11 protein-coding genes are annotated in these 12,972 nt (G+C 63.7%); 8 read left to right on the forward strand and 3 right to left on the reverse strand.

The window, feature by feature from the left end; genetic code table 11:
• Window positions 1-27: 27 nt before the first annotated feature.
• A complete protein-coding gene (locus tag M5C71_RS10575) occupies window positions 28-870 on the forward strand; it encodes a cache domain-containing protein (RefSeq protein ID WP_103496361.1) in 843 nt (280 codons plus the stop codon).
• Between the two features lie 26 nt (window positions 871-896).
• Here the strand turns inward: M5C71_RS10575 and M5C71_RS10580 are convergent, their stop codons facing one another.
• Both M5C71_RS10580 and M5C71_RS10585 read right to left on the reverse strand, forming a co-directional pair.
• Entirely contained in the window at window positions 897-2,414 is a 1,518-nt protein-coding gene (locus M5C71_RS10580; RefSeq protein ID WP_248767789.1) for an MDR family MFS transporter, read from the reverse strand.
• 422 nt (window positions 2,415-2,836) lie between these two features.
• Complete coding sequence (locus tag M5C71_RS10585; RefSeq protein ID WP_103496363.1) at window positions 2,837-3,742, reverse strand: LysR family transcriptional regulator; 906 nt, start codon at window positions 3,740-3,742, stop codon at window positions 2,837-2,839.
• Between the two features lie 112 nt (window positions 3,743-3,854).
• Here M5C71_RS10585 and M5C71_RS10590 point away from each other — a divergent pair, with 112 nt between their 5' ends.
• Both M5C71_RS10590 and M5C71_RS10595 read left to right on the forward strand, forming a co-directional pair.
• Window positions 3,855-4,739 (forward strand): MBL fold metallo-hydrolase, encoded by an 885-nt coding sequence (locus M5C71_RS10590; RefSeq protein WP_152738034.1) that lies wholly within the window; start codon window positions 3,855-3,857, stop codon window positions 4,737-4,739.
• Window positions 4,740-4,846: 107 nt separating this feature from the next.
• Window positions 4,847-5,461 carry an NAD(P)-dependent oxidoreductase gene (locus M5C71_RS10595; RefSeq protein ID WP_152738037.1) on the forward strand — a complete coding sequence of 205 codons (615 nt, stop codon included), beginning with the start codon at window positions 4,847-4,849 and terminating at the stop codon, window positions 5,459-5,461.
• A 119-nt stretch (window positions 5,462-5,580) separates the two neighbouring features.
• On the opposite strand, the gene M5C71_RS10600 is transcribed toward M5C71_RS10595, so the two are convergent.
• Window positions 5,581-6,465 (reverse strand): LysR substrate-binding domain-containing protein, encoded by an 885-nt coding sequence (locus M5C71_RS10600; protein WP_248767790.1) that lies wholly within the window; start codon window positions 6,463-6,465, stop codon window positions 5,581-5,583.
• A gap of 142 nt (window positions 6,466-6,607) precedes the next feature.
• Between M5C71_RS10600 and M5C71_RS10605 the strand changes: the two genes are divergently transcribed.
• The 5 genes from M5C71_RS10605 to M5C71_RS10625 all read left to right on the forward strand — a co-directional run bounded on the left by M5C71_RS10605 (window position 6,608) and on the right by M5C71_RS10625 (window position 12,970).
• A complete protein-coding gene (locus M5C71_RS10605; RefSeq protein ID WP_248767791.1) occupies window positions 6,608-8,245 on the forward strand; it encodes a 5-guanidino-2-oxopentanoate decarboxylase in 1,638 nt (545 codons plus the stop codon).
• On the forward strand, window positions 8,245-9,693 hold the full coding sequence (locus M5C71_RS10610; RefSeq protein ID WP_103496368.1) for an aldehyde dehydrogenase family protein: 1,449 nt from the start codon (window positions 8,245-8,247) through the stop codon (window positions 9,691-9,693). The genes M5C71_RS10605 and M5C71_RS10610 overlap by 1 nt, the downstream gene beginning before the upstream one ends.
• 208 nt (window positions 9,694-9,901) lie before the next feature.
• On the forward strand, window positions 9,902-11,005 hold the full coding sequence (locus M5C71_RS10615) for an extracellular solute-binding protein (protein ID WP_103496369.1): 1,104 nt from the start codon (window positions 9,902-9,904) through the stop codon (window positions 11,003-11,005).
• A gap of 211 nt (window positions 11,006-11,216) precedes the next feature.
• Window positions 11,217-12,125 carry an ABC transporter permease gene (locus M5C71_RS10620; RefSeq protein ID WP_103497883.1) on the forward strand — a complete coding sequence of 303 codons (909 nt, stop codon included), beginning with the start codon at window positions 11,217-11,219 and terminating at the stop codon, window positions 12,123-12,125.
• The gene (locus M5C71_RS10625) at window positions 12,122-12,970 is read left to right on the forward strand and encodes an ABC transporter permease (protein ID WP_152738047.1); all 849 of its coding nucleotides are present in this window, start codon (window positions 12,122-12,124) and stop codon (window positions 12,968-12,970) included. Before M5C71_RS10620 ends, M5C71_RS10625 begins: the two co-directional genes overlap by 4 nt.
• Window positions 12,971-12,972 lie beyond the last annotated feature (2 nt).

The following is a 12,972-nucleotide window of genomic DNA, read 5'->3' on the forward strand; positions in this document are numbered from 1 at the left end:
GCGACCAACACGAATGAGGGCTGCATCATGGGGTTTGCTTTAACACGGGCCTTGTCAGGCTGTTTGATGTTGCTGTGCCTGGGGTCGGCGCTGGCAGCGACCGCACCGGCGGATGAGGCGCCGGCGGCCAAGGCGCTGTTGGAAAAGGCCGTGGCTTATTACCGCGACCAGGGCGACAAGGCATTCGCGGCGTTCAGTCGCCAGGGCGAGTTCGTCGATCAGGACCGCTATGTGTTTGTGGTCGACACCCGAGGGGTGATGCTGGCCAGCGGTGGGCCGTCTTCAGCGTTGATCGGGCGCGACGTATCCGAGGCCCTGGGCCTGGATTTGCGCAAGGCATTCAAGGACACGCTCAAGACCCCGGAAGGCAGCGGCATCCACGAGGCCGAGTATCGCTGGCAGAACTGGAATGATGGCAAGGTCGAGCGCAAGCGGGTGTTTTTCCAGAGGGTCGGTGAGCGCATCCTCGCGGTCGGTTATTACCTGCCCCGAGCCTCGCCGCAGCAGGCCGAAGCCTTGCTGGCCAGGGCGGCGACCGATCTGGGCAAGGACAAGCAGGCCACGCTCGAGTCGATCAATGCACTGGGTTTCCTGGAGGACGACCTGTATGTCTTCGTGGTGGACCTGAAAACCCATCGTTACCTGGCCCACGGGACCAACCTGCGACTGGTGAACACCGACTTCAGCAAGATCAGGGACCCCGACGGCAAACCGGTGGGGGAGCCGATCCTGGCGCTGATGGCCAAGCAGGAGCGCGCAGAGTATGAGTATCGCTGGAAGAACCCGGTGACCGGAAAGATCGAAGACAAGCATGCCTACCTGAGGCGGGTCGGGCAGTACCTGGTGGCGGTCGGCTACTACAGCCCTTGACCGACCCCACCAGGGAATTCCTTCGACTAGCGGGCCTTGTCTTCGCGCCCGCGCAGGACCTTGTTCGGCATCGCCAGCGCCGCCGCCAGACCCAGCAGGGCGACGGCGGCGCTGATCAGCAGCAGGTGCCGGAAGGTCAACAGCAGCTCGGCGCGCAAGGCGTCGCGCGCCGGACCTTCAGCGCTGTTCAGGCCTTCGAGCAGGGCATTGCCCGAACTGCCTTCGGTGACCAGCGAAGCGCCGGCCAAATGGCTCAGGCTGGAGTCCTGCAACAGCGCCAGCAACAACGCCGACATCAGTGCCACGCCCATCGCGCCGCCGAGGGAGCGGAACAGGTTGGTGGTGCTGGTGGCGACGCCGATATCGTGCTGTGCCACGGAGTTCTGCGTACCCACCAGCGAGGTCGGGAACTGCAGGCCGCCGGCGATCCCGCTGAGCAGCATGAACAGGCTGCTGAGCAGCACCGCCTGGGGTGGGGTAAACGCCATGCCGAGGATGCTCAGCGGCATCAATAGCGCACCGATCAGGATCAGCGGTTTGTAGTAGCCGGTCACCGAGGTCCGCCGTCCGGCAAAGTAGGCGCCCATGGGCAGCCCCATCGCCAGCGGCAGCAAGTGCAGGGCCGCGCTGTCGGCGCCGGCCCCGGTCACGCTCTGGAAGCGCAGGGGCATCAGTACGGTGAGGGAGATCGCCTGGAAGCTGGTGAAGAATATCGTGCACCAGCACAGCAGGGCGTTGCGGTTGAGGAACAGGTGCATCGGCAGCAAGGGCTCCACGGTGCGCCGTTCGTGCAGGACAAACAGCAGCAGGGCGATCAGCGCCGTGACCAGCAGGCCCAGGACCTGCCCGTCATTCCAGTGGTGGCCCTGGCCGATGAAGGTGATGCCCAGCAGCAGGGCGGTCAGGCCGATGATCATCAGCACGGTGCCGAGATAATCGATGATCGGCTTGCGCTGCGGTATCGGCAGGCCGACCAGGGTGCGGTGGGCCACCAGCCAGGCACCCAGGCCCAGCGGCAGGTTGATCAGAAACACCCAGCGCCACGACAGGTACTCGGTCATATAGCCGCCGAGGACCGGCCCGGCCACGCTGGCCACCGCGTACATGCTGCTGAAATAACCCTGGTAACGGCCGCGTTCGCGGGGCGGGATGATGTCGCCGATAATCGCCTGGCTGACCGAAATCATGCCGCCAGCGCCGATGCCCTGGATGATCCGCGCCAGCACCAGTTGCTCCATGCTCTGGGCCATGCCGCAGAACAGCGAGGCAAGGGTGAACAGGCCCATGCCGAACAGCATCAGCCGGCGTCGACCGTAGAGATCGCCGAGCTTGCCGTAGATCGGCACGGCCACGGTCATGGCTACCATATAGCCGGAAATCACCCAGGCGAGCAGGCCGACATCCTTGAATTGGGCGGAGATGGCGGGCATCGAGACAGCGACAATGGTCTGGTCCAGCGCACCGAGGAAAATCGCCAGCATCAAGGCGATCAGGATACTGCGAATCGCCGGCTTCGTTTGGCCGGGCTGATTGAGATTGGTCACGGTAGAACCTGCAAGCAGTGGTTGACCCGCTCACCAGGCAAGTGCGCGGGGATGCTTGCCAGTGTACTCGATAGCCTGCTATTCGATAGCCTCGTAAGTACAACCGCCGAGATTATCTCAATGCACTCAGGCTGGCCGTATGGGGCACGCAGAAATCCAGGTGGCAGGTGGATAACCCCCGTGGCGTCTGTCGTATCTGTTCTACCCGCCAGGCCGCGGTGGCGTAGAGCGCTACAACGGCGGTGACAGCTAATACGGCGGCACACTTTCTTGTTTTTAGAATATTCATGCTCTTGACCTCTGACTCTGCCGAACTCAGTTCGCTAGAAGGTACTGATTCAAGCCTAGGTCAGTTGTCGGGAGTTGCCAGTCATACCTGGCATATCGTCGGTGCGCTATTCAGCCGGTGGATCGGCCAGTCCTTATAATCCCTCGTCCCAGAGTGGCACTTCGGGAAAGCGCCGCACCAGGAAGTCGAGCATGCTGCGCAGCGTCGCCGGCATGTGTTTGCGTGAGGCGTACACCGCATAGATGTTCATCAGTATCGGTTCGGCCTGGGGCAGCAGGCGCACCAATTCGCCTCGTTTGATATAGGCCCCTGCCTGGTAGGTGGGCAGCATCGAGATACCGGCCCCGGCGATCACCGCCTGCATCAGGGTGCTGGCCTCGTTGGCGCTGATATTGCCCTGCACCGGCACTGAAACCTGTTCTCCGTCCTGCTTGAAATGCCAGAGGCTTTTGCCGAAGTAGGAGTGGGTCAGGCAGTTGTGTCGGCTCAGGTCTTCCACCCGCTGCGGCGCCGGATGTTCGCGCAGATAGGCCGGGGAAGCGCAGATCACCGAGCGACAGACGGTCAGTCGGCGGGCGATCAGGTTCGGGTCCAGCTCGGTGCTGGTGCGAATCGCCAGGTCGATGCGCTCGTCCACCAGGTTCACCGTGCGGTCGAGCATCTGCAGGTCGACGCTGACACCCGGATGATGCTTGACGTATTCGGCCATGGCATCGGCCAGTTGTGCCAGGCCGAATGAGGTGCTGACGCTGATCCGCAACAGCCCGCGCGGCGCCTCGTCCGGTACGCTGACGGCGGCTTGCAGGTCCGCCGACAATTCCAGCATCTGGCGGCAGCGTGGCAGGGTTTCGTTGCCGGCGGCGGTCAGGCTCAGCTTGCGGGTGGTACGGTGCATCAGCCGGGCGCCGACCCAGTCCTCCAGCTCCGCGAGGTAGCGCGATACCACTGGGCGCGACAGGTCCAGATGGTCGGCCGCCGCCGACTGGCTGCCCAGGTCGACCACCGTGACGAATACCCGCATTGCTGTAAGACGATCCATGATTTGACCACTTTCAGAAACAAACTATGTTCCAGCATCGCATTTTTTGTATCGGTTCGGGCAACTAAGCTCTGTTCATCGCCATCACGGCCAACAGATCTCGGAGTTGCACATGATCGGATTGTCTTTGTTTCGTCGCCTCTTGCTCGCCAGCGCCACCCTGGGTTTTGTCGCCCACGCGGCGGCAGCCCAGCCGGCCTTGACCCTGGATGTCTACAATCCTGGGACCTCGGCGATTTTCCCGGTGAGTTCGGTGCTGGTCAGCGGTGAGAAGGAGGCAATCCTGGTGGATGCCCAGTTCGGCAAATCCCAGGCCGAACAACTGGTGGAGAAAATCCGCGCCAGCGGCAAGCAACTGACCACCATCTACATCAGCCATGGCGACCCGGACTACTACTTCGGCCTGGATACCCTTACCCAGGCGTTCCCCCAGGCCAAGGTGCTGGCATCGGCGCCGACCGTGGCGCATATCAAGGCCACCGTCGACGGTAAGCTGGCTTTCTGGGGGCCGAAAATGGGCGCCGATGTGCCGGCGCACACGGTGGTGCCCCAGGTGCTCAAGGGCGATCGCCTGACGCTGGAAGGGCGTGAGCTGAAAGTTATCGGTTTGAACAGCCAGCAACCGGATCGCACCTTTGTCTGGATTCCGTCGATCAAGGCGGTCGTGGGCGGTGTGGTGGTGGCGGAAAACATCCATGTGTGGATGGCCGACACCCAGACCGCGCAGTCCCATCGGGCCTGGTTGGCAACGCTGCAACACATCCAGGCGCTGAAACCCAAGACCCTGGTGCCCGGTCATTTCCTTGGCGACAGCTCGCGTTCCCTTGCGGCGGTGCAATTTACCGCGGACTACATCAAGGCCTTCGACGAAGAGACCGCCAAGGCCAAGGATTCCGCTGAACTGATTGCGGCGATGAAGAAGCGTTATCCGGGCCTCGGCGAGGAGTCCTCCCTGGAGCTCAGCGCCAAGGTCGCCAAGGGCGAGATGAAGTGGTGAGTTCGCTCACCTGTTGATTGGACGTATCTGTAGATCAGCCTTCCTGCTCCCTGGGCGGGAAGGCCCCCTCGACGCACAGCGTCATTCGATTGGAACTGGAGAGTGTCATGAGCAAGATTGCAATCATTGGTGCCACCGGCCGTGCCGGTAGCCAGTTGCTGGAAGAAGCCCTGCGTCGCGGCCACAGCGTGACCGCCATTGCCCGTAACCCGGCGAAGATCGCCGAGCGTGCCGGTGTGGTGAAAAAGGCGGTCGATGCGCTGGATGCCGCGGCGCTGGAAGCGGCGGTTGCCGGTCACGATGTGGTGATCAGCGCCGCGCATTTCGCCACCCTGCCGGCCGCGGCGGTGATCGGTCCGGTGAAGAAGGCCGGGGTCAAGCGCCTGCTGGTGGTCGGCGGTGCCGGTTCGCTGCTGTTGCCAGGTGGCGGTCGGGTGATCGACAGCCCGGGCTTTCCGGCGGAGTACAAGGCTGAGGCCAGTGCGGGGGCGGAGTTCCTTGAGAGCTTGCGCCAGGAAAAGGAACTTGATTGGAGCTTTCTGTCGCCGTCGGCGGAGTTTGTCGAAGGCGAGCGTACCGGGCACTTCCGCCTGGGCAAGGATGACCTGCTGGTGAGTGCCGAAGGTCGCAGCTGGATCACCTTTGCCGATTACGCCATCGCCCTGCTGGATGAAGTCGAGAAACCGGCACACTCGCGTCAGCGCTTCGCCGTCGGCTACTGAGTTTTAGCGATACACCGTGCCTCCCGTGGGAGCCGGCTTGCTGGCGATGAACGATAACGCGGTCTGTCTGAGACACCGCGGCGTCTGCATCGCCAGCAAGCCGGCTCCTGCAGGTCTTATCAAACCCGCGCGGCCGCCTGCGCCACCAGCCACTCCATCAACTCCCGCAACTCTGGCGCCGTCCCGGCCCGTTCCGGGTAGACCAGGTAATACGCCTGCCCGGTGCGCACCCGCAGATCGAACGGCATGACCAGCCTTCCGGCACTCAGGTCCTCGCCGATCAACGCCCAATCGCCAATTGCCACGCCCGTGCCCTGGGATGCCACGCTCATCGCCAGGTCCAGGGTGTCGAAATGCTGTCCCTTGCTGATATTGCTGACCCGCGCGCCCGCGACCTTGAGCCAGGCTTCCCAGTCCCGTTGGTCGCGCGTGGGATGCAGGAGCATATGCTGCTCGAGGTCGGCGAAGCTGTTCAGCGGCACCGGACCTTCCAGCAGTTGCGGTGAGCAAACCGGCGTCAGTTGCTCGTCGAACAGATGGTGAGACGCCACCGAGGGCCCCGGCGCCGGGCCATAGACCACGGCGGCATCGAATTCTTCCCGGCGGAAATCCACCGCGTGCTGCACCGTGGTGGTCAGCTCCACGGGCACGTCCGGGCGCTCCTTCTGCCATTGCAACAGGCGTGGCAGCAGCCAGCGCATCATGCAGGTCGGGGCCTTGAGTTGCAGGGCCTCGCGCCGGGCGCCGACCTGATCCACCGCTTCGTCGATCAGGTTGAACACCTGCTGGATCCGCGGAAACAACTCGCGGCCCTGGGCCGTCAGGCTCAGGCCACGGGCCTGGCGCTGGAACAGCGCATAACCCAGGTGGCTCTCCAACCCGGCGATCTGCCGGCTCACCGCCCCCTGGGTGATGTGCAGCAGCTCGGCCGCGCGGGTGAAGTTGCAGCACTGGGCGGTGACCAGGAAGGTATGCAGAGCGGGCAGCGGTGGCGGACGTTTCATGGCGGGGCAGCTCAGGCATGACGACAGGACATGCCTAGTATGACTATTTTTGCCTTGTGCCCGCCATCGGCCAAACGCTCCAATAACCCTATCGCTGTGCTCATCGGCAGCATGGCTTATACGAACAAGAAGGGCGGGACAGATGGCGACGTGCGGCGAAGTATTGGTCAAGTTACTGGAAGGTTACGGGGTCGAGCAGGTGTTCGGCATTCCCGGCGTGCATACCGTGGAGCTCTATCGCGGGCTGGCATCATCGAGCATCGAGCATGTCACGCCGCGCCATGAACAGGGCGCCGGCTTTATGGCCGACGGCTATGCCCGCACCAGCGGCAAGCCGGGTGTGTGCTTTATCATCACCGGCCCCGGCATGACCAATATCACCACGGCGATGGGCCAGGCCTATGCCGACTCGATCCCGATGCTGGTGATCTCCAGCGTCCAGTCCCGCAGTCAACTGGGCGGTGGGCGCGGCAAGCTGCACGAGTTGCCGAACCAGGGCACGCTGGTCGCGGGTGTTGCAGCGTTCTCCCATACGCTGATGTCGGCGTCCGAATTGCCGGCGGTGCTGGCCCGGGCCTTCGCGCTGTTCCAGGCCGGGCGGCCGCGTCCGGTGCATATCGAGATTCCTCTCGATGTACTGGTGGAAAACGCCGATGCCTTGCTCGACAGTCAGCCGGTGCAGATTACCCGTGCCGGCGCCGCCCCCGCGGCGATCGCGCAAATGGCCGAACTGCTGGCCAAGGCCCGCCATCCGCTGATCCTCGCCGGTGGCGGTGCCATCGATGCGGCCGCCGCGCTGACCCGGTTGGCAGAGCGGCTGGAGGCTCCGGTGGCCCTGACCATCAACGCCAAGGGCATGTTGCCGTCGCGCCATCCGCTGCTGATCGGATCGACCCAATCCATGGTCGCGACCCGTGCCCTGGTGGCGGATGCCGACGTGGTCCTGGCCATCGGCACGGAGCTGGCGGAAACCGACTACGACATCACCTTTGCCGGTGGTTTCGAGATTCCCGGCACCTTGCTGCGGGTCGATATCGACCCGGATCAGACCGTGCGCAACTATCCGCCCAAGGTCGCGCTGGTGTCCGATTCGCGGACCGCCGCCGAGGCGTTGCTCGCCGCCGTCGAAGGCCAGGCGCTGGCTGCACGCCAAGGCGATTGGGGACCGCAACGCGCTGCCGCCTTGCGCGCCGAACTGGATGCGCTTTGGGACGCTCCGACCCGTGCCCAGACGCAATTCCTCAACACCGTTCTCGAGGTGTTGCCGGAGGCGGTGCTGGTGGGTGACTCGACCCAACCGGTCTACACCGGCAACCTGACCCTGAACCCGGAGCACCCACGGCGCTGGTTCAACTCGTCCACCGGCTACGGCACCCTCGGTTATGCCTTGCCGGCGGCCATCGGTGCCTGGTTGGGCGGCGCCAGCGAACGCAGCCAGCGGCCTCCTGTGGTCTGCCTGATCGGCGATGGCGGCTTGCAGTTCACCCTGTCGGAACTGGCCAGTGCGGTGGAAGCGCGGACCCCGATCATCGTGCTGCTGTGGAACAACCAGGGCTACGAAGAGATCAAGAAATACATGGTCAATCGCGCTATCACCCCGGTTGGCGTGGATATTTATACCCCGGACTTTATCGGTGTGGCCCGGGCCCTGGGTTGCGTGGCCGAGGCCGTTTCCGGTGTTGAGACCTTGCGTAGCGCCCTGGAGGCCGCCGCGGATCGCCAGGGACCGACCCTGATCGAAATCGACCAGCACCTGTGGATGGAAGGGGAGGCCTGGTGATGAAAGCGCAAATGAATCAGGACGGCCTCTATATCGACGGCCAATGGCGTTCCGGCAGCGAACAGCTACGGGTGATCAATCCGGCGACTGAGGCTCTGCTCGGCAGCGTTTCCGGTGGCAATGGGCAGGCGGTGGATCAGGCGGTGAGCGCGGCGAACCGGGCTTTTGCCGGTTGGTCGGCGACCACCGGGGCACAGCGTGGCGCTGTACTGCGCAGGATTGCCGAGGGCGTGCGCGAGCGCCGCGAAACCCTGATGCACCTGCAGTCGAGCAACAACGGCAAACCGCTGTTCGAGGCGGGCATCGATGTCGATGATGTGATTGCCACCTTCGAATATTACGCGGGCCTGGCCGAGGCCCTCGACGGGCAGCAGGACAAAACGGTCGAGCTGCCCAGCGACGCCTTCGCCGCCCATGTCCGCCGCGAGCCGTGCGGGGTGGTGGGGCTGATCGTGCCGTGGAATTTCCCGATGGTCACCACTGCCTGGAAGCTGGCTCCGGCCCTGGCCGCCGGTTGCTGCGTGGTGCTCAAACCGTCGGAAGTCACGCCGCTGCCGGAGCTGGAACTGGCGTCGATCATCGCTGAGAGCGGCTTGCCGGCCGGGGTCTTCAACCTGGTCTGCGGCACCGGCCTGGCCGTCGGCGCACCATTGGCGGCCGACCCTCGGGTGGCGAAGATTTCCTTCACCGGCAGCAATGCGGTGGGAGTCCAGGTGATGCAGCGGGCAGCGGAAACCGTGAAGGGCGTCAGCCTGGAACTGGGGGGCAAATCGGCGCTGCTGGTGATGGCCGATGCCGACCTCGATCTGGCGGTTGAGCTCGCCAGTGGCGGCGGTTTCTTCAATGCCGGGCAGATGTGCTCGGCCACCAGCCGGGTGCTGGTGGCGGAGGAGATCGCCGATGAATTCCTGCTGCGCCTCACTGCGCGGGCCGAGGCCATTTGTGTGGCGGACCCGTTCGACCCCGAGGTGGAAATGGGCGCGCTGGTCAACCAGGCGCAATACCAGCGTGTGCTCGCTCATATCGACCGTGGCCTGAGTGTCGGTGCCCGACTGGTCTGTGGCGGCGGACGTCCGCCGGAGCTCGCGCGCGGTTATTTTTTGCGACCGACCATCTTCACCGAAGTGCCCCTGGACAGTGCGTTATGGCGTGAAGAGATTTTCGGCCCGGTGCTCTGTGTGCGCAGTTTTACCAGCGAGGCCGAGGCGTTGGCGCTGGCCAACGACAGCGAGTTCGGCCTGGTGGCCAGCGTGGTCAGCAGCAATGCCCAGACCGCGCAACGTATCGCCAATGCCTTGCAGGCCGGGCTGGTATGGATCAACGCGCCGCAGGTGATCTTCCCGCAAACCGCCTGGGGCGGCTACAAGCAGAGCAGCCTGGGCCGTGAGCTGGGGCCTTGGGGCTTGCAGGCCTTCCAGGAAATCAAACATGTGATTCGCGCCCTGTAAAACAGGGCAGTGCATGCCTCGAAATGAGGCATGCGCCGAGTGCATGGCTTCAATGACAAACTTTCGATTGTTGCCGGTCCCAGGCGACCTCAGGATGAACCCGCCGACTCAGCTACGACCCACGGTCCACGGGGGCTCCAGCGAGATCGAAGACCGGCCGCAGACGTTGCGACCGACCTCATACCTAAAAGAATAAAGGGAGTCCGAAATGGGCCAGTACGACCTGAACAGAAGGCAGTTCATCAAGACCGTGGGCGTCGCTTCGGTGGCCGCCGCCGCCATGAGCATGCCGTTTATCCGGGCCAATGCCAGCGACACCCGCTTCCAGGGCAAGACCCTGAAGCTGCTGACCTGGTCCGATGACACCGGCCTTGCCGCCCTGCGCAATATCGCCGCGACCTTCGAGGCCAAGACCGGCGCCAAGGTCATCGCCGACCGCACCGGCAGCACCTCGGAAATGGTCGCCAAGCTCAAGGCCGGCGGTGATCGTCCGCAGTACGACATCATCACCCTGGCCGGTGTCGGCGCCGAAGGCCTGGCCGCTGCCGGGCTCCTGGAAAAACCCGATCTGAACCGAATTCCCAACCTGGTCGACGTGCCGGAAAAATACCGTACCGGCGCCAACGGCCATGGCATCGGCTACCTGCTCTGGTGCAACAGCCTGGTCTACAGCACCCGCACCGTGAAAGAGGCGCCGGACAGTTATGCGGCGTTGTGGGACAAGGACTTCGCCAGCAATCTGTTCCTGCCGCCGCCGAACTGGACCGAGGCCATGGACCTGATCATCATCGCCGCCAAGCTGGCCGGTGGCGACGAGCACAATATCGAGCCGGGCTTCAAGAAGCTCGCCGAGCTCAAGGACCGCGTGGTCACCCTCGGGGAAAACCCCAACCAGATCGCCGAGCTGTTCCGTACCGGCTCCCTGGACTTGGGCGGCCTGTATGCCCCGGCGTTCTTTCCGAAACAGATCCGTGATCCGGCCTACGGCCTGGGTGCCACATTCGGTATGAAGGAAGGCTTCTACACCGACCTGATGCTCTCGGTGATGCCGAAGAATCGCCCTGGCGATACCGACCTGGCCTACGCCTTTATCGACCATTCGCTCGACCCGCTGGTGCAGGGCAAGATGGCCGAAGACATCTTCAACGGTCCAGTCAATGCCAAGGCGATCATCTCCGCCGAAGCGCGCAAAAGCCCGTACATCCTGACGCCGGAGCAGATTGCCGATAAGGCCATCATGCACGACAACGCTTTCCTGGCGACGGTGCATGACCAGTGGATTCGCCGCTATACGGAAATCTTTTCGTCCTGAGGTTCAGGTCGCGCCAGGATTCGAAGACACCGCGCAACCTGTAGGAGCAGGCGGTCCGTCGTCCCGGCTTGCCCGCGAAGCTTTTGGCGTTCTTGAGGACGCCTTCGCTGGCAAGCCAGGCTCCTACAAGGGACCGCGTTCAATCCTGGCGATCAGGCGTGTCCGCCAGCTTCTGCCTTGTTGATGATTTCTCTCAGTCGAGACTCTTTTTATGGAACACCAACCTCTGACCCGGCCGGTCGGCGTGGTTTTGCCGCGTCCCTCTACGGGGATTTCGCCCACCGCCCGGGCTTGGCTTTTCCTTTCGCCGTCGATGCTGTTTCTTGCCGTGCTGATCCTCGCCAGCCTGCTGGTGCTAAGGATGAGCGTCGGCACCAAGGGCGCCGAATGGACCGGCTTCAGCCTCGCCAGCTATGCGCAACTGCTTGAACCCTACTACCTCAAGTCGTTGCTGCTGACCCTGCGCCTGGCGCTGTTCAGCGCCGTGATCGCGGTGCTGCTGGCGATCCCCGTGGCCTACACCATGTCGCGCCTGACCTCGCCGTTTCTGCGGCGAATCTTCCTCGCCGCGGTGCTCCTGCCGCTGCTGGTCAACCTTTTGCTGCAAAGCTATGGCTGGCTGGTGATTCTCGGTCCCGGCGGCATGCTCAACCAGGCGCTGATGGGCCTGGGCCTGATCAAGCGCCCGATCATGCTGCTATACAACCAGAACGGCGTGTTGATGGGCTTGGTGCAGACCGCTTTTCCCCTTGCGGTCCTGCCGATCGCCAGCGCCATGCGCGGTGTCGCCCGCACCTACGAAGAGGCCGCCGCGACCCTCGGCGCCAGCCGCTTCCAGGTGTTTCGCCAAGTGGTCCTGCCGATGAGCCTGCCGGGCATCATCACTGGCGCGACCCTGGTGTTCGCCTACAACGCCAGCAGCTTTGTCGTGCCCCTGCTGCTGGGCGGTCGGCGTGTACCGATGCTGGCGGTGATGGTCCATGACCAGATTGCCCCGCTGATGAACTGGCCGGCGGCTTCGGCGGCCGGCGTGGTCCTGATCATCACCACCCTGGCGATCATGACCTTGTCCGAATACGTCACCGGCCGTCGGCGCCGGATGCTGGAGTCCTGCCAATGAGCCTGTCGTCGTCCAAACGCCTGTCGATCCTGCCGGGGGAGACCGGGCGCTTCGCCGGGATTCTTTCGGGGATCATCCTGCTGCTGGCGGTGCTGCCGATCCTGACCATGATCGTCATGTCCTTCAGCGGTGCCTCGAACCTCGACTTCCCGCCCAGCAGCTACAGCCTGCAATGGTATCGCGCGGCCTGGCAGACCTTCGTCTCACCCGATAGCAGCGATGTACTGAGCCTGGGCAAGGCGATGACCACCAGTTTGCTGGTGGCCTGCCTGACCATGGTGTTTGCGACCCTGGTGGCGGTGCCCGCCGCTTATGCGCTGGTGCGTTGCGAATTTCGTGGCAAGGCCGTGGCGTTGCAACTGATGTCGCTGCCCCTGGTGTTTCCGATGGTGGTGCTGGGCCTGGCGTTGCTGTTGGTGTTCGACAGCCTGCCATTCCAGATGAGCTTCTCGCGGTTGGTGATTGCCCACGTGATCCTGGCCTTGCCCTTCGTGGTGAAGAACTGCACGGCGGCCATGCTCTCCATCGGCAGCGAGGTCGAGGAGGCGGCGCAGATGCTCGGTGCTTCGCCGCAGCGGGCGATCCTCGATGTGGTGGTGCCGTTGATGAAGTCGGGGATTCTCGCCGGGATGCTGCTGGCGTTCATCGTCTCGTTCAACGAGTTCACCGTGACCTATTTCCTCTACACCATCGACGTGATGACCGTGCCGATCTGGATGTACAGCCGCACCGTCTCGTCCCTGGACCCTACTGTTTTCTCCTTTGCCGTGCTGATCGTGCTGATCGACTTCGTCCTGATCTGGGCGTTGGAGAAGCTGGTGGGCGAGGGCGGCGTTTCCTTCTGATT

It is taken from the genome of Pseudomonas sp. MWU12-2345 (assembly GCF_023242385.1).
In the GTDB taxonomy this organism is placed as follows: Bacteria; Pseudomonadota; Gammaproteobacteria; order Pseudomonadales; family Pseudomonadaceae; genus Aquipseudomonas; species Aquipseudomonas gingeri_D.

Bases quoted from the DNA above. Each gene is read 5' to 3' on its own strand.
- M5C71_RS10575 (WP_103496361.1), top strand. From the start codon at position 28: ATGGGGTTTGCTTTAACACGGGCCTTGTCAGGCTGTTTGATGTTGCTG.
- M5C71_RS10585 (WP_103496363.1), bottom strand. From the start codon at position 3,742: ATGGATCGTCTTACAGCAATGCGGGTATTCGTCACGGTGGTCGACCTG.
- M5C71_RS10590 (WP_152738034.1), top strand. From the start codon at position 3,855: ATGATCGGATTGTCTTTGTTTCGTCGCCTCTTGCTCGCCAGCGCCACC.
- M5C71_RS10595 (WP_152738037.1), top strand. From the start codon at position 4,847: ATGAGCAAGATTGCAATCATTGGTGCCACCGGCCGTGCCGGTAGCCAG.
- M5C71_RS10600 (WP_248767790.1), bottom strand. From the start codon at position 6,465: ATGAAACGTCCGCCACCGCTGCCCGCTCTGCATACCTTCCTGGTCACC.
- M5C71_RS10605 (WP_248767791.1), top strand. From the start codon at position 6,608: ATGGCGACGTGCGGCGAAGTATTGGTCAAGTTACTGGAAGGTTACGGG.
- M5C71_RS10610 (WP_103496368.1), top strand. From the start codon at position 8,245: ATGAAAGCGCAAATGAATCAGGACGGCCTCTATATCGACGGCCAATGG.
- M5C71_RS10615 (WP_103496369.1), top strand. From the start codon at position 9,902: ATGGGCCAGTACGACCTGAACAGAAGGCAGTTCATCAAGACCGTGGGC.
- M5C71_RS10620 (WP_103497883.1), top strand. From the start codon at position 11,217: ATGGAACACCAACCTCTGACCCGGCCGGTCGGCGTGGTTTTGCCGCGT.
- M5C71_RS10625 (WP_152738047.1), top strand. From the start codon at position 12,122: ATGAGCCTGTCGTCGTCCAAACGCCTGTCGATCCTGCCGGGGGAGACC.